General features: G+C 61.3%; 9 protein-coding genes. 7 read left to right on the top strand and 2 right to left on the bottom strand.

Annotated features, from left to right (window positions below; genetic code table 11):
• The first annotated feature begins 2 nt into the window (after positions 1-2).
• From BLS75_RS04375 to BLS75_RS04360, 4 genes are all read left to right on the top strand, one after another.
• Entirely contained in the window at positions 3-752 is a 750-nt protein-coding gene (locus tag BLS75_RS04375; RefSeq protein WP_309475489.1) for a fimbrial biogenesis chaperone, read from the top strand.
• Positions 753-896: 144 nt separating this feature from the next.
• Positions 897-3,368 (top strand): fimbria/pilus outer membrane usher protein, encoded by a 2,472-nt coding sequence (locus tag BLS75_RS04370; protein ID WP_176876701.1) that lies wholly within the window; start codon positions 897-899, stop codon positions 3,366-3,368.
• Between the two features lie 162 nt (positions 3,369-3,530).
• Positions 3,531-4,397 carry a fimbrial protein gene (locus tag BLS75_RS04365; protein ID WP_072450379.1) on the top strand — a complete coding sequence of 289 codons (867 nt, stop codon included), beginning with the start codon at positions 3,531-3,533 and terminating at the stop codon, positions 4,395-4,397.
• Between the two features lie 99 nt (positions 4,398-4,496).
• Positions 4,497-5,126 (top strand): response regulator transcription factor, encoded by a 630-nt coding sequence (locus BLS75_RS04360; protein ID WP_065364027.1) that lies wholly within the window; start codon positions 4,497-4,499, stop codon positions 5,124-5,126.
• A gap of 54 nt (positions 5,127-5,180) precedes the next feature.
• Here BLS75_RS04360 and BLS75_RS04355 read toward each other — a convergent pair whose 3' ends face one another.
• On the bottom strand, positions 5,181-8,822 hold the full coding sequence (locus tag BLS75_RS04355; RefSeq protein ID WP_176876697.1) for a transporter substrate-binding domain-containing protein: 3,642 nt from the start codon (positions 8,820-8,822) through the stop codon (positions 5,181-5,183).
• Positions 8,823-8,916: 94 nt separating this feature from the next.
• Entirely contained in the window at positions 8,917-9,828 is a 912-nt protein-coding gene (locus tag BLS75_RS04350; protein WP_176876695.1) for an EAL domain-containing protein, read from the bottom strand.
• 170 nt (positions 9,829-9,998) lie between these two features.
• Between BLS75_RS04350 and BLS75_RS04345 the strand changes: the two genes are divergently transcribed.
• From BLS75_RS04345 to BLS75_RS04335, 3 genes are all read left to right on the top strand, one after another.
• The gene (locus BLS75_RS04345; RefSeq protein ID WP_083533681.1) at positions 9,999-13,289 is read left to right on the top strand and encodes an ATP-binding protein; all 3,291 of its coding nucleotides are present in this window, start codon (positions 9,999-10,001) and stop codon (positions 13,287-13,289) included.
• Positions 13,290-13,390: 101 nt separating this feature from the next.
• Positions 13,391-14,497 (top strand): DmpA family aminopeptidase, encoded by a 1,107-nt coding sequence (locus BLS75_RS04340; RefSeq protein ID WP_072450373.1) that lies wholly within the window; start codon positions 13,391-13,393, stop codon positions 14,495-14,497.
• Between the two features lie 202 nt (positions 14,498-14,699).
• Complete coding sequence (locus BLS75_RS04335) at positions 14,700-16,385, top strand: ShlB/FhaC/HecB family hemolysin secretion/activation protein (protein ID WP_072450371.1); 1,686 nt, start codon at positions 14,700-14,702, stop codon at positions 16,383-16,385.
• The last annotated feature ends 124 nt before the right edge of the window (positions 16,386-16,509 follow it).

Raw genomic sequence — 16,509 nt, 5'->3', positions numbered from 1 at the left:
ACATGCCTCTCTTGCTCACGGGTGGTGTCTATTCAATGAACGCAATTTCCAGATACTTGCTGCTGGGCTTCGCCTTGTTCGGCAGTAGCCTTGCCTGTGCCGGAATTACCCTCGATGGAACTCGAGTGATATACCCGGAAAAAAGCAAGGAAGTTTCCATCCTGGTCAGGAACACTGGTTCGCAGGACATCATGATTCAATCCTGGCTGGAAACCAATGAACTGCATAATGAACAGAGTATTCCCTTTGCTCTGACCCCTTCCTTGAGTCGCCTTGCCGGGAATAACCAACAGATGTTGAGGATCTTTTATTACGGCAAGGGTTTACCAACTGATAAAGAGTCGATCTTCTGGTTGAACGTGCAGGAAATCCCGCAAAAGTCTGCGGAACAAAATACCCTGCAAATTGCCGTGCGTCAGCGCATCAAGGTGTTCTATCGCCCGAAAAGCCTGACGGAAAACTCCCAGGAGGCAGTCGGCAACTTGAAGTGGAAAATGCTCCGCGAGAATGGGAAGAACTATTTGCAAGTTTCTAATGGTTCGCCTTATCACATCTCCTTTAGTTCGGGAGTGTTAAGTGTGGGCGAAAAGAAATATCCCGTTGAGTTGGATATGGTGAAGCCCGGAAGTGTCAGCAAGTTTGCTGTGGCAGGAGAGCCTGCGGCTCAGTCAGGCCAGCGGGCGCTTGTTGAGTTTCATAGCATTAACGACTACGGCACTCCAATCAAGGGTACGGCGACTGTCACTTATTGAAAGTGGCTGCCTCGCTGGTTTATTCGATACTTGCTTTGCAGAGAGCAGGCTGATGTTCAATCACTGGTATAAGGGATTGCGCCTGTGCACGTTTTCAGGAAAAAGCTCAATCTGAAGAATACAGGTTGTTCCTTTTTATTTTTCATGAGCATGGCCACGCCTGTGGCCGCGTTGTCAGTAGAGTTCAATGAGGTTTTCCTGAACAAGGGTGGAGCCCCGGTAGAGTTGAAGTACTTCGAATCGGGGAGTGGTATCTCCCCTGGAAACTACAACGTCGATATCTATCTCAATCAAGCGATGGTAGTTCGGCAGAGTGTCACCTTCATTGCAACAGGCAACTCGCCTGAAGTACGCCCGCAGATCAGTCTGGGCACTCTCAAAGCAATGGGCATCAATACTTCGCGGCTTGCGCAAGAGCGGCTCATTGCTACCGACAGCAGCGATGAATCGATCATCGACATTGCCAGGCTGGTCAGTGGTGCCAGCGTCGAGTTTGATGTCAGCGCTCTGGCCCTGAAGATCAGCGTGCCCCAGGCATACATCCAGCGCGGTGCCGGTCATTCGGTGGATCGCTCCCTGTGGGACGATGGTGTTACCGCGCTCTTCACCGACTATCAGTTGAACTTCAACCGCAATATCAGCCAGGGCTACCACAACGACTACCGCTTCCTGGGGTTGCGCAACGGTTTCAACCTGGGTGCCTGGCGGTTGCGCAACGAGTCTTCAGTGTCGGGTTACACCGGTGTGCGCGACACCTTCAGCAGCAACCGCAGTTACATCGAGCGGGATGTTGCCTCTCTGAACGGCCGGTTTGCAGCGGGAGAGCTGTACACCCAGGGCGAGGTCTTCGACAGCGTGCGTTTTCGCGGGGTGCAGCTCAGTTCCGAGCTGAGCATGTTGTCGGATGAGGAAATCGGTTACGCACCGGTGGTGCGTGGCATTGCCGAGACCAACGCCACGGTGGAGGTGATCCAGAACAACTACGTCATCTACTCCACCAGCGTCTCGCCGGGCGCCTTCGAGATCCAGGACATCTATCCCAGTGGCTCCAACGGCGACCTGGTGGTGAAGATCATCGAGGCTGACGGTCGCGAACGGCAGTATTCACAGGCCTATTCCTATCTGCCGGTCATGATCCGCAACGGCAGTGCTCGCTACAGTGTTGCCGCTGGCCAATACAAGAACCATGACCAGGCTGCGCCAGGATTCGGCCAAGGCACCCTGGTATATGGCATGAGCGACAACTTTACCGGTTACGGCGGCCTGCTGGCGGCCACGGGGTACAAGGCCCTGAACCTGGGGCTGGGCATCAACTCGCCCTGGGGCGGGGTGTCGTTCGACGTGACCCAATCCAGTTCCGAGAGCTTGCGGGGCCAGATGAGCCGGGGGCAGAGTGCCCGCGCTCTGTACTCCAAGACCCTGGGCACCACCGATACCAGCTTCACCATGATTGGCTATCGCTACTCCACCGAGAACTACCGGACCTTCAGCCAGCATGTGGAGGAGTCCGGCGACGTCGGTGGGAGCCATTACGGACGGCAGAAAAGCCGCTTTGACCTGAACGTCAACCAACCCCTGGGGCAATCGGGTTCGCTGTTCGCCAGCATGGGAGAAACCAGCTACTGGAATCGTCAGGGCAGTACCCGGCGCTGGCAGTTCGGCTACAACGGTAACTATCTGGACGTCAGCTACAACCTAGCCCTTTCGCGTACAGAAGGCCAGGGCATGGAGCAGGGCGCCGATAACCAGCTCAGCGCATCGCTGAGCGTGCCATTCGGTGGCTCGGGCCGGCACCAGCGGGCCTATAGCAGTGTGACGTCGTCGTCCCAGGGGGATTCGTCGGTTCAGACTGGAGTCTCGGGCAATTTGGATCAGCGAAATGCCTGGAACTACTCGGTCCAGGGCAGCCAGAGCCGGCAGGGTGGACGTTCCGCCAACCTCGACCTGAGCTGGGATGGGCCCGCAGCGAAGGTCAGCGGCAATTACGGCCAAGGCTCCGCCAGCAAGCACATGAGTCTGGGCGCTGCGGGTGCGCTGGTGGCCCACGCAAATGGCATCACCTTGGGCCCCTCGGTGGGGGAAACCTTTGCCCTGGTCGAGGTATCCGGGGTCAAGGGGGTAGGGGTCGATAGCAGCGCTGTCACACGTACCGATGACAAGGGTTATGCCATCGTTCCCTATGTACAACCCTATCGCTACAACTGGATCAGCCTTGACAGCGACACCCTGGGCAGTGATGTAGAAATACAAGAAAGTTCGCGCATGGTGGTGCCCACCCGGGGTGCGGTAGTCAAGAGTCGCTTCGAGTCCACGTCCGGGCGCCGCCTGCAGTTCGACCTGCACACAGTAGATGGCCAGAAAATACCATTTGGCGCTCAGGCCTATGACTCCCAGGGAAACTTGCTGGGTGTCGTCGACAACTTGTCCAGGCTGTTGCTGTTTGGTATCGGGGATAAAGGTGAGCTGGATGTTCGCTGGGGTACAAAGCACTGCAAGGTGAATTATGAGTTGCCCGCGGCGAACAAAGAGATGATTTACGAAAAGTTTGAGTTTTCCTGCAGTACTCCGAAGGCCTTGATGGCGAGCACTGAAGTAATTAGTTCAAGTAGCCAATGATGGCTTCGAGGTAAGTGGATGAAGCTGGTTTGTGTTTTTTTTGCAAGAATATGGCTGTGCATGGTTCTGGGGGGTGTCCCGTACGCCATTGCCGGATGTTCTCAGGTGCTTGGCCAGACGCTTCAACCGGCGATACCGGAAGTCTCGCAAGGAGCGACAGGAATGCTCTCCAGTTATTGGGCATCAGCAACGGTCTTGGTGTCCTGTAGCGGTCTGGTGGCATATGGGAAGTACTTTAACAACATCTATGCAACCGCGGGCGACTCGGGGAAGAGCCTCTATTTCGAGGGCGCCAACTACAAGCTTTACAAGACTAGTTCCGCTGATGTGATGTTCATCGCCAAGGCTGCTGGTCCGGATAATATAGCTCGCCCTTTGGGCGACCTGAACCGCACGCCCGTATCTGTAAGCAGCACAGGAGCTGCCGGCTTCGGGATGATCATTTATGTGCGGTATTACTCCCCGTCGCAGAAGCTGTTTCCGGGCTTATACAGCATCACCGGGCAAGATCTGTTTGCCGGGCTGCTCAGTTACAACAATGGTGATCCTTCGGTTAATTTCGGTTATTGGGGAACCAAGGCGCTGGACTTTTCATTTCTGGTCATGGCGAGAACTTGCCAGCTTTATAATAATGCTCCAGTGAAACTGAAAAAAATCAGTTTATCGGCACTGCCAGTTCGAGGCTCAACGGTGGACGCGGGAACAGTCCGCCTGGATATAGGCTGCGAGAGCAGCATGAGCAGCAATAGAATCAGCGTCAATATGATTGATATGGCCACCCCCTGGAGTAACTCGTCGAACCTGACATTTACTACCCACGCCACCCAACCTTCGGGAGTCGCCTTGCAACTGATGAATGCCGGGAAGCTCCTTAATCTAGGCGTCTCGTCCAGTAATGTTATTGGCTATACGCCGGCCGGCACCACAAAAATCAGTAAAGTGCTTGACGTTCGTTATATCCGCACCGAAGACAAGGTAATCCCAGGAGCAGGCAATGCGGCAGTTTCAGTTACCGTCACTAGTGACTAGCCTGTTTCGCATAATCTTTTTCAAGCCATGCATTCACTATTATTCTCAAGTCGCCTACGGCATCATCCACCGAGTCAAGAAATCAGGAACAACCAAATCATGGGCAACATAGTCATAGTCGACGATCATCCACTGATGCGCATGGCCGTGCGTGTCATGCTCGAAAGTGAAGGGCATACCATCATGGCGGAAATCGACAACGGCGTGGATGCCCTGGAAATCATCCGCAAGTTGCTGCCTGACCTGATCGTGCTTGACCTGAGCATCCCCAAGATGGACGGTCTTTCGGTGATTGCGCACCTGACCTCCATCGGTATCTCCACCAAGGTGCTGATCCTCACCTCGGGCGACGCCCGCAACTTTGCCATGCGCTCGCTGCAGGCGGGAGCCGCAGGTTTCGTGTGCAAGGACGACAGCCTCGATGAACTGGCCGGGGCGGTGAAGGCGGTACTGGCCGGATACAGCTATTTTCCGGCGAACACTATTCACATGCTGCGGGACAACTCCCAGGCTGCGTCTCAGGAAAGCCTCAAGCTGGCACAGCTGTCCGATCGCGAGATTACCGTGCTCAAGCTGCTGGCCCGTGGCATGGGTAACCAGGATATAGCCCAGCAGTTGATGATCAGCCACAAGACGGTCAGTACGTACAAGGTGCGCCTGCAGAGGAAACTCAGCGTGGAAAACCTGATCGCCATGGTGGAACTGGCCAAGCGCAACGGCCTGGTGTGACCCCCGGTAGGGCCGGCGCAGGAGAACCTGCGCCGGCCTTTTTTTGCCTGGACTTCAGTGCGGCAGGGCGAAAGCCTTTTCGATCCGCAGCAGCTCGGCTTCCAGCTCCGCGGTTCTACCGGGCAAGGTGTCCGGATTGTGTTCCGTGCAAGCCCGCTCCAGGTCCTTGCACAGTTGTGTCAGCCGGGCATTGCGCATGATGGCTGCACTGCCGCGGATACGATGCGACAGGCGCACCAGGGCGTTGACATTCATCTCTTCGCATAACCACCGCAGCTCTTCGAGGTCCCGGCGATTGCTCTTGAGTAGTTCAAGGCGCAACTGTTGCTGAAGTGTCGGGTTGTTGCTCAGTTTGTTGAGGGATTGGCTGGCATCGCCATGGGCCTGGAGGATGGCGCCGGGCGGCGGGGATTCCTCGTAGGCCAGTGTCTGGGCCTGGTCCTGGGGCAACAAGGTCGACAAGCGCTCTTCCAGGGTCGCGAGGCTCACCGGCTTGATCAGGCAGTCACGCATGCCGGCATTGATGCAGCGTTCTATTTCCTCCTGCTGGGCATCGGCGGTCAGCCCGATAATCAGGGTGCGCGGGCGTTGCTGCTCATGCTCCTCGCGGCGAATGGCCAGGGCCAGTTCAACGCCATTCATTTGTGGCATGTGATAGTCGGTGATCAGCAGGTCGAACGCATTCTGCTGCCATAGCTGCAAGGCCTGCACGCCGTTTTCGGCTTCCACCGCCTGGCAGCCGAGGAACTCCAACTGGGCCCGCAGCATCTGCCGGTTGGGGATGTTGTCGTCAGCCACCAGAACTCGGGTGGCCCGCTGTGCTGCGAAACGCAGCTTGTTGATTGTCGGCGCGGGGGCCTCGGGCACCGGCTCCAGCACTTTCAGGCGCAGGGTGACGGTCACTGTGGTTCCCTTGCCTGGGGTGCTGAGCATCTCCAGGGCGCCGCCCATCATTTCGCACAGCGATCGCGATACCACCAGGCCCAGGCCGCTGCCGCCCTGGCCACCGAGGGAGGGCTGGGCCACTTGGGCAAAAGGCCGGAAGAGCAACTGGCGGTCCTCCACCGAGATGCCTCGGCCGGTGTCCTGTACCTGCAACTTGATGTCGAGCATCTGCTCGCCATCGAGTGCGCTTTCAAGGCGGATGCTCACCCGGCCCTGATCGGTGAACTTGATCGCATTGCTCACCAGGTTTGTCAGCACCTGTTTGAAACGCATGGGGTCGATCAGCACATCGAGATTGCTGCCCGCGTCCATTTCCAACAGCAGTTCCAGGTTCTTCTGTTGCGCCAGGCCTTCGAAGACCCGGGCCACGGGCTCCAGCAGTTCCTTGAGGCGGGTACGCCGGGGAAAGAAGCTCAGGCGCCCGGATTCGATACGCACGATGTCCAGGGTATTGCCCAGCAGTTCTAGCAGGTTCTTCGCCGCACTGTGGGCGACATCGATGTGGTAGCGGTCGAGCACCCCTTGATCGGCCCGTTTCAGGACCAGCTCCAGTGTGCCGATCACCGCGCTCATGGGGGTGCGTATTTCATGGCTGATGGTGGCCAGGAACTGGGTTTTCGCCTGGTTCGCTTCATCGGCCTGGCCCTTGGCCTGTTGCAGGTCGTGGACCAGGCGCTGGTGTTCGGAAATATCCTGCCAGCCGCAGATCACTCCCTTGATAGCGCCCGAGGAGTCACGAAATGGCTGGATCCAGTGCTCGATGCACAGGCTGTTGCCGGCAATGACGATCTGATACTGGCGCTCGATGGTGATGCCGCTGTCCATGGCTTGCAGGTAGCTGTTGTGCAGGGCCAGGGCCACCTCGAAGTGCTCGATGGGCATCTCCAGGGCGGTCTTGCCCAGTACCTGGTCCTGACGCAGGTTCATCACCTGCATATAGCTGCGGCTGCAGGACAGCAGGCGGCCCTTGCGGTCGCGCACGTAGATGGGAATGGGCATGGAGTCGTCCAGGGTGCGCTGGAACTGCAACTGATCGCTCAGGGCTTTCTCGGCCAGCAGGCGCCGGCGGATCTGCCGGCGCAGCTGGAAGATGCGGATCATGAACACCGTCATCACCAGTAGAGCGCAGCCGAGAATTTCCAGTATTACCCGCCCGTAGTCGCGCCAGCTCTGGCCACTCATCGCGGCATTGGCCCGCCAGCGAATGGTGATGGCGTTCAATTCATCGGGCGGGATGCTCAGGATCGCCTTGTCGAGGATCGACTGCAGCTGGGTGTCACCGCGGCGCATGGCGAAGCTGGCGGTGGCGGCATCGCCGTCGAGGATGGCGGCGATGCGCAGTTTCTTTTCGTACAGGCGCGCGGTGTAGTAGCGCGCCATGGACAGCGCCATGACGGCGGCGTCCGCCTGCCCGCTGGCCACCATGCTCATTGCCTCCAGATTGTTGGAAGGGCGTAGCAGATGAATCTGCGGGTAATCGACGCCCAGGCTGGCGCTCAGCACATGTCCCCGGGCGATGGCCAGGCGTTTTCCGGACAGCGCAGCGAGGCTGGCGATGTCCTGCCGGCCCTGGGCAGTGACCAGGACAAAGGAGCTGGTGGCAAAGGGGTGAGTGAAACGGAAGGCTTCCTCGCGCTCGATGCTCGGTGTCAGCACCGCGAGGTCGGTTTCGCCGTTGCGCAAGGCTTTCTGGATGCCCTGGAAGCTGGAGGTGCGCTGCACCTCGAAGCGTAGGCCGGTGCGCTGGGTGATGATCTCGAACAGGTCGGAGATCACCCCGTTGAAGCGCCCGTCGGCATCGAAGAATGCGGAGGGGGCCATGTCGTCGTTGATCATCAGCCGGGCTACCGGGTGCCGAGCCAACCAGCGCCGCTCCTGATCGTCGAGGACCACCCGGTCTTCGGGCATGACGATGCCACCACCGGTCCAGCGCTTGACGATAAAGCTCATGCGCAAGGCGCCCAGCGAGGTCAGGGTGCGGTTGAGGATGTGCATCAGGCGCTGGTCGTCGGCGCGCAGGAGAAAGCCGTAGCCCCCGGATTCCAGGTCGATGAAACGGCTGAATTTCAGGTAGTTGAAGAAGCTGTGGTTGATCAGATAGTGGGCGCTCAGGGAGTCGCCGATATAGCCGTCAACGCCCTGGAAGGCCACCGCCGCCATGGCCTGGGCGGCGCTGCTGTAGCTGAGAATCTGCGCCTCGGGGAAGTGGCTGCGAAACAGCTCCGCGGGCAGGTAGTCCTGGACCACGGCGATGGTCATCCCCCGCAGGTCCTCGGGCAGGTTTCGCTCATCGCCCTGGCGTCGATAGAGCGAAGGCGCGTTCTGCGCATAGGGCAAGCTTAGGGCGGTGTCTGGAGTCTGGCGCTGGTAGTCGCTGGCGCGGCTGAGCAGGTCGACCTTGCCGGTCCGCAGGGCTCTCAGAGCGTCTTGGGCGTCATCGAAGCCCAGGACCTGGATCTCGATGTTCAACTGCTGTTTCAGCAGGGCCACCACATCGGCGCTGACCCCTTCGTAGTCACCGTTGCTGTAGATGATATCCATGGGCAGGGAGGAAGGCCCGGCGACCCCCAACACCAGCCGGCGCTTCTCCCGCAACCAGGCCCAGTCTTCGGCGTCCAGCTGGAGTTTCTGCGGCTCGCTGGCCAGTTGGCTGGTGAGGAGCAGGTGGTCCGGCACGGGCGCTGCGTGGCTGCGGAGGGCGAGCAACAGGGTCAGGCAAAGCACGCAGGACGTGATCAGTGACTTGGTCATGAACATAGGACGACTACCAGGGATAAAGCGGTCGGTTAGGGGGGCGAGATGAAGGGGCGCGGGCTCCATGGATCGCAAGGCATGGGCAAGTTACTCAGGCAGAGGCTATGGAACGTCGCGAGCGGGCGTTGTGCAGGCAGTAGTTGATCAGGTGCTGCTCCGGCATCGGCCGGCCGATGGCGAAACCTTGGACGACGGGGCAACCCAGGGCCTTGAGCTGCTTCATCTGCGCTGGTGTCTCCACTCCCTCGACCACCAGTGACAGGCCCAGGGTGGCGGCCAGTCGCACGGTGCTTTCCACCACGCTGCGGCAGGTGGGATGGGAGTCCAGCTTGCGTACGAACGAGGCGTCCAGCTTGATCTGGTTGAACGGCAGGTCGCACAGCCGCTCCAGCGAAGAGAAGCCGCGACCATAGTCGTCCATCGACAAGCCGCAGCCCAGCACCCGCAGTTGCAGCAGGTTCTTCAGGCTGACGGCGGGCAAGTGGATGGAGCCGGTCTCGGTCAGTTCGAACATGATGCCTTCGGCCGGGCAGCGGTACTCGCGCAACAGATCGCTGACACCCTTGCTGAACCCTGGGCTGCTCAACTGCTGGGGCTCCAGGTTGAACGCCAGCTCCATGGTCACACTCAGTTCGGCGAGGATCTGCTGCAATTGCAGCCCCTGCTCGAAGAGCTGGGCAAACAGCAGGTGCACCAGGCCGGCCTGGCACATCACGGGCAGAAAATGCTCCGGTGCCAGTATCCCAGCCTCGGGGTGGTCCCAGCGCGCCAGGACTTCGGCCCCGGCCAGCCTGCCATCGAGCAGTGACAGCTTGGGCTGGTAATAGGCGACGAACTCGTGGCGCCTGAGGCCCAGGAGCACTTCATCGGCACTGGGGGCGGCCAGTGGTACAGGGCTGAAAGATCCGGCGTCGGATCTGGGCGTCCCGTGTTGCGCTCGCCGCGCCGCGGGCACGGGCGCGCGGTCAAGCAAGGCGGTGCGGTTGAGGAAGGAGTTTTTCATGGTGCTCGACGATCCAATACGGTCTACCCACATTGGCGTAGCTCGATCAGACTGTCAGTCGGCGTTTTCGATGATAAATGTAGGACCGCTCCTACAATGGCAACAAGTTCAGGTAGTGTGCGTGACCCTCGCGGGTGCGGGGTGATGTTGATGAAGGACCTTTGGGGAGCATGAGATGCAACAAACAGCAGGTTTCGCCGGTTCACCCTCCCATGGTCTATAGACAATCCAGGGTCAAGCGCCTGGAGCGCGTGTCGCTGCGATTGAACCTCGGCCTGGTGATTTCCTTCCTGCTACTGGTGTTTTTCGTGAGTGCCGGTTACTGGGCGACCTACAAGGTGATGCGAGGTGAACTGGTCAAGGTCAATTACCACTTCCTGCGCCTGGTGGCCCGGGCCAACGACCATGAGACCTTTTTGCTGCGTGCCATCAAGAGCAGCGGTTCCAGCACCTACCGGCCCGAGACCGACTACCGGGGCTATATCTTCACGGAAATGCCCAAGGGTGATGTGCGCATCTACGAGGGCCTGGCGTCGCAGTACCTGACCAAGGTGTCCGTGGTCCTGCCCGAACACACCGACCGCCTGGGCCCCAGGGTCATCAACCGGCAACTGGGGCTGGCCCGGGGCCTTGCCAATGTCTACAGCGACTTCTGGATCGGTTCGTCCTTTACCGCGCCACAGATGTTCCTGTTCGACCTGGACCGTCACTTCGACATCGCCATTCCCTGGATCGAAACCCAGCCGCAGCAGGTTGGCGCTACGCAGCCCGACCTGTTGCTGGTGCTGAGCCGGGTCAAGGCGGCGATCCGCCGCGACCCACCGAAAAACAGCGATCTGATCGTGCGCTGGAGCCCCGCCGAGCCGTTCATGATGAACGGGCGCCAGGCCCTGCTGGCCTATGTCCTCGATCAGACGGCGGACGAGTACCGGGTGGCGGGGCGTGCGCCACGTGAGGTGGTGGCAGCCACCCTGCTGGAGCTGAGTGAGCTCAACGATTTCGGCGAGCGGATCGACAGGCAGTTCTATGAGCGGCCGGACTTCGAGTCCATCGACCTGCTGGCCCCCGACGGGCGCTTGCTGGTGGGCGCTGCCGACAGTGATATCCGGGACTATCAGAACGGCTTGCACCTGAGCGCATCGGGGCTGCTGATCAAGCGCAGCGCCGGTACCCAGGGCACCTGGCAGGCGCTGTACCGGATCAGCTACAAGAGCCTGCTGGAGGACGGATTCTGGCCGCTGCTGAGCCTGTTGGGGCTGCTGCTGACGTGCGTCTTCGGTGGCTGGGGAGTGATCGAGTGGTATCGGCGGCGGGTGGTGGAACCGGCCGGCAGCGATTTTCGGCAATTGCTGGTTACCCATGATTTCAACCACTCCATCCTGCAGACCGTACCGCTGGCGTTGTGTGTGGTCAGGGGGCCGACGCTGCAGCCGGTAACGCATAACAGTTTGTATGGGGCCTGGCTGGGAGAAGCCACGGACCTGCGTTTGCTGATGCAGCACTGGGAAATGTTCGACCAGGGCTGGCCGATTTCTGGAGAAGGCTGCCTGGAAGTCGGCCCGCGTTCCTTGTACGTGCGTTTTGCGCCCACCGATTACCAGGGTGAGGATGTGCTGCTGTGCACCTTTACCGACATCACGTCGCACCGCGAAGCCGCGGCCTCGCTGATCATGGCCCGGGACGCGGCGGATGCCGCCAACGAGCAGAAGAGCAACTTCGTCGCCACCGTCAGCCATGAGATCCGAACACCCTTGTATGGTGCCCTGGGGACCCTGGAGCTGTTGGCGATGACTGACCTGAGCGAGCGTCAGCGCGCCTACCTGCGCACCATCGACAGTTCATCGACGGTGCTGCTGCAACTGATCAGCGATGTGCTGGATGTGTCCAAGATCGAGGCCGGGCAAATGGTGCCTGAATCGGTCAGGTTCAACCCACGGGAGCTGCTGGAAGAAACCCTGCGGGGCTTTTCGGCCATGGCCGCGAGCAAGGGCCTGGCGCTGTACGCCTGCATCGACCAGCCGTTGCCGGTGGAGGTCCTGGGGGACAGCCTGCGCATCCGGCAGATCGTCGGTAACCTGATCAGCAACGCCATCAAGTTCACCGCTCACGGGCGAGTGGCGGTGCGCCTGAACCAGGTGCAGTGCGCAACGGGCCGGGCTCGCTTGCAATGGCAGGTGGCCGATAGCGGGCCTGGCATACCCCAGGAGGTGCAGGCGCGCCTGTTCGAACGTTTCTACCAGCGGGACAACCGGCAGCCGAACATACGCGGTACCGGACTGGGCCTGCCGATCTGCGCCAGCCTCGGCCAGATGCTGGGGGGGCACCTGAGTTTCAGCAGCGAAGAGGGCCAGGGCAGTACATTCAGCTTCGCCCTCGACCTTGAACTGGCGGAGTCCGAGGAGGCCGACCCGGTGGACCTGCGCCTGCAGGGCAAGCGCGTACACCTGCGTACCCCGTTCGCCGATCTGAGCGCCAGCCTCGGCGCCTGGTTGCAGCAGCACGGGGCGCGGGTGTCGACCCAGCCCGAGGCTCTGGGCGACATGCCCGATGTCATGCTGGAGGTGATGCCTGAAGCCCTGGCCGGCCTGGACTGGGCCGGAACCAAGGTCTTTGCCCAGCACGATTTCAATCTTCAGCCTCAGGTCATAGGCAAGGACATCCTGGTCAATCAGCACAGCCTGCCGGCCATCCTCCAGGCCTTGAACATGGCGCTGACGGGGGAGGTGTGCGAGCCCGACACCACGCCCGGTGTAGCGAGCAGACAACCGCTGGGCCTGAGCGTGCTGCTGGCCGAGGACAGCCCGGTGAACCAGTTGCTGATGAAGGAACAGCTGGAAACCATCGGCTGCCTGGTGGATGTGGCCAGCAATGGCATCGAAGGCTTGCACCTGCTTGACCAGCAGGCCTACGACCTGATCCTCACCGACGTCAACATGCCGCTCATGGACGGCTATGCCTTCGCCCAGAGCGTGCGCGAACGCAACCTGGACACGCCGATCATCGGTGTCACTGCCAACGCCTTGCGCGAGGAGGGGGAGCACTGCATCCGCGTCGGGATGAACAACTGGCTGACCAAGCCGATTGATATCCAGGGGCTTTACTTGTGTCTCAAGGCGGCCATCGAGATCCCGTTGCAGCACGTGGTTGCCGACGCGGTCCAGGCAACGGGCCTACCCCAGGACGATCCGTTGCGCGTGCCCGAGCGCATGCTGGAGCTGTTCCAGCTCACCATCGGCCAGGACCTGGAGGCGCTCAAGGCCGCGCTGGCAGGGGGCGACAAGGTGCAGCTGATGGACCAGTTGCACCGCATTCGCGGTGCCCTGGCAGTGGGCAAGGCCAAGAGCCTTATCCTGGTTTGCGCCAGCCTTGAAGCCTCGGTGGGCGGCCATGGTGCCAGGCTGGAGGAGGGCCAGTTGCAGCGATTCATCGAACGGGTCGAGCGGCTGATCAGCCAGCTCTGAGCGGCTAACCCGCCGGGGGTAATGCAACGGGGTAATCGTCAGCGGTTGTGCGGATTCTTACACTTCGACCCCTTGATTGTTCGACAGTGGAGACCGCAACCATGCGTATACGCGACCTTGGCATCACCCTCGGCACCGGTACCCCCGGCATCTACAACGCTATTACCGATGTGCCGGGGGTGCGTGTCGGCCATCACACCCTCAACCTGGAAACCGCCGATGCGTCGATCCATACCGGCGTCACAGTGATCGAGCCGCGGGCCGGTTCGGCCCACCTGGAGCCGTGCTTCGCCGGGGTCCATGTGCTCAATGGCAACGGCGATGCCACGGGCCTGGAGTGGATCCGCGAGGCTGGCTTGCTGGCCACACCCATTGCCTACACCAACACCCATAGCGTTGGCGTGGTGCGTGACGCCCTGGTGGCGGCCGAGCGAGAAATGGCCAGGCAACATACTTACTGGTGCATGCCGGTGGTGCTGGAAACCTACGACGGCGTGCTCAGCGATATCTGGGGCCAGCACGTGACGGCCGAACACCTCCACGCGGCCCTGAGCCAGGCCAGTTCCGGGCCGGTGGCGGAGGGCAACGTCGGAGGAGGCACCGGCATGATCTGCCACGAATTCAAGGGCGGTATCGGCACATCTTCGCGGGTCCTGAGCCAGGAGCAGGGTGGCTGGACCGTGGGCGTCCTGGTACAGGCCAACTATGGAGTGCGCGAAGCGTTGCGGGTGGCCGGCTACCCGGTGGGCACGGTACTGGGGGACGTGGCGTCACCGTTCAAGGGCCCGACTCCGGTCGGTGAGGCCGGCATGGGTTCGATCGTGATCACCATCGCCACCGACGCGCCCCTGCTGCCACACCAGTGCACGCGCCTGGCGCAGAGGGCCAGCATCGGCCTGGCGCGGGTCGGGGGAGGCACCGAGGATTCCAGCGGAGACATCTTCCTGGCGTTTTCGGTGGGCAATCGCAACCTGCCGGTGGCCAATCACGGCCACCCCGGTGCTCCGACCAGCGCCTTGCAGATGGTCAACAACGATTACATTTCAGCGCTGTTCGTGGCGGCCGCCGATGCGGTGGAAGAGGCCATTCTCAACGCCATGCTGGCCGCTCGCGATCTGTCGGGCTGTGGCAGCCAGGCCCTTGCGCTCACTCCCGAACGCTTGCTGGCTGCCCTGGAGCAGGTCGGCTGGCGACCACGGGGCCAGTGACAGGAGCAGGCACACGGGGTTGAGACTGTGCACCGGATGCTCGATTTATCTGCACAGTCTTGACGATTATTCCTTGAGTCGCTGTCTCCCACTCTTATTCCGGGGCCGCAACATCCACTCTTAGACTTCGCCGCAATTGCCCTGACATGCCTCCAACCCTCATCGGACGGGGCTGCATTGTCATCCTGCGGAGAGACCTCAGTTGTCGAGATGGAAAGGCCCCTGGCCCTTGCGCGGCCTGATCGCCCTGGTGCTGCTTGCCCCTCTGGAACAGGGCCTGGGCGCGCCGGCCCTGGGCTCACTGGGCAATGGCTCGCGGCATCAGGACCAGCAACTGGAAGCCTTGCAGGCCCAGGCCTTGAAACCGGTGGACATGCTTGCCGAACAGGCCCCGGTGGCCGGCAGCTCGCTGCGCCTGCCGGCCGAGTCGCCCTGTGTGCTGATCCGCTCGGTGCAGTGGCAGGGCGCCGAGGCCTTTACCTGGATGACCGCTACCTCGCCGATCATTGGCCAGTGCGTCGGCGGCAACGGCCTGGGCTTGCTGCGCCATTGGCTGGCGGAGCAACTGATACTGCGTGGCTACCTTACGACTCAAGTCGCCATTCCGGCCCAGGACCTGGCCGGTGGACGCCTGCTGATCCAAGTGATCGCCGGGCGGATCGGCACTATTGAACAGCAACCCCAGGGTATCGGTTGGGCCCGGCCGTTGTTTCCCGCCGGCCAGGGCCAACTGTTGAATGTGCGCGACCTGGACCAGGCCCTGGAAAACCTGCGGCGCCTGCCGGGGCAGGCCCTGAGTGCCTTTGACCTGATTCCGGGGACGGCCCTGGGCAGCACCGATATCGTCATCCGGCAACCCGAGGAGGTACGCCGGGTGATGGGCATGCTGACCCTGGACAACGCCGGCATCGACGCCACCGGGCGCAATCAGTTGGGTGCCATCCTGGCGATCGATTCGCCCCTGGCCCTGTATGACCAATTGCTGCTGACCGCCAGTTCGGACAGCGCATTCGCCGACCACAGCCTGGGTTCCTGGTCGAGGAGCCTGGCCTGGAACCTGCCTCTGGGCTACACCGCGCTGTCCTTGGGCGCCAGTGAGTGGGGCAGCCGCCAGCAACTGTTCAAAGACGCCGACCAGCGCCTGGGGTTCATCTCCAGGACCCGACGCCTGGATGCCGGCCTCAGCCTGGTGACTTACCGCTCGGCCCACAGCCGGGGCACCTTGCAGGGGCGGTTGGTGCGTCGCCAGGACCGGGCCTGGGTCGGCAACACCGAGTTGGGCCAGCTTTACCGGGACATCACCGGCTATGAACTGAGCATGGCCCACCGGGAAAAATGGAACGCCAGCACCCTGGATTTCGAACTCGGCCTGCGCGGCAGCCTGCCCGGGATGAGCGCAGCGCCGGGGGCGGTCTACGAGGAGCAGTACTGGAACGGTCGTTACCGGATCTTCACCGGCAAGGCGGCAGTGGCCGGTGCCCTTGGCGTGGGCGCCAGCATGCTGGGCTACCAGAGCGGTTTGTTCGTGCAGTACGCGCCGGTGCCGGTGCCGCCCACCGAGTACCTGCAGATCGGTGGCCGCTACACGGTGCGCGGCTTCGATGGCAACAGCACCCTGGCCAGCCCGGGTGGCTGGACCTGGCGCAACGAGCTGGCCGTGGCGGCAGGCTGGGGCAGCCAGTTCTACACGGCCCTGGATGCCGGCCAGGTAGTACCCAGCGCCAGCCTGCGGTCAGGGGAGCGCACCCTGATCGGTAGCGCCGTCGGCCTGCGCGGCAGCTTCAGCGCCCTGAGCTACGACATTGCCCTGGGCCTGCCGTTGAAAAAGCCCGACGACCTCAACAGCCGTACTCCCACCCTGGATTTCTCGTTGCGTAGCCGCTTCTAGGCCATAGCGTTTCGCCAAGCGGCCTGTCTTCCAGCCCTGAACCAGGAGGTGCCACCACCGCCGAACCTGTTACCCGCGTGCCCGCCGATTCAAGCGCACGCCTTATGCCAACAACACCACCGAG

This window comes from Pseudomonas sp. NFPP12 (genome assembly GCF_900103205.1).
GTDB classification, from domain to species: Bacteria; Pseudomonadota; Gammaproteobacteria; order Pseudomonadales; family Pseudomonadaceae; genus Aquipseudomonas; species Aquipseudomonas protegens.
Note: the sequence above shows the minus strand (reverse complement) of the source record. Positions and strands in the feature narration are given on the sequence as shown.

Coding starts and splice junctions, on each gene's coding strand:
- BLS75_RS04375 (WP_309475489.1), top strand. CDS start 3: ATGCCTCTCTTGCTCACGGGTGGTGTCTATTCAATGAACGCAATTTCC.
- BLS75_RS04370 (WP_176876701.1), top strand. CDS start 897: ATGAGCATGGCCACGCCTGTGGCCGCGTTGTCAGTAGAGTTCAATGAG.
- BLS75_RS04365 (WP_072450379.1), top strand. CDS start 3,531: ATGCTCTCCAGTTATTGGGCATCAGCAACGGTCTTGGTGTCCTGTAGC.
- BLS75_RS04360 (WP_065364027.1), top strand. CDS start 4,497: ATGGGCAACATAGTCATAGTCGACGATCATCCACTGATGCGCATGGCC.
- BLS75_RS04355 (WP_176876697.1), bottom strand. CDS start 8,822: ATGACCAAGTCACTGATCACGTCCTGCGTGCTTTGCCTGACCCTGTTG.
- BLS75_RS04350 (WP_176876695.1), bottom strand. CDS start 9,828: ATGAAAAACTCCTTCCTCAACCGCACCGCCTTGCTTGACCGCGCGCCC.
- BLS75_RS04345 (WP_083533681.1), top strand. CDS start 9,999: ATGAGATGCAACAAACAGCAGGTTTCGCCGGTTCACCCTCCCATGGTC.
- BLS75_RS04340 (WP_072450373.1), top strand. CDS start 13,391: ATGCGTATACGCGACCTTGGCATCACCCTCGGCACCGGTACCCCCGGC.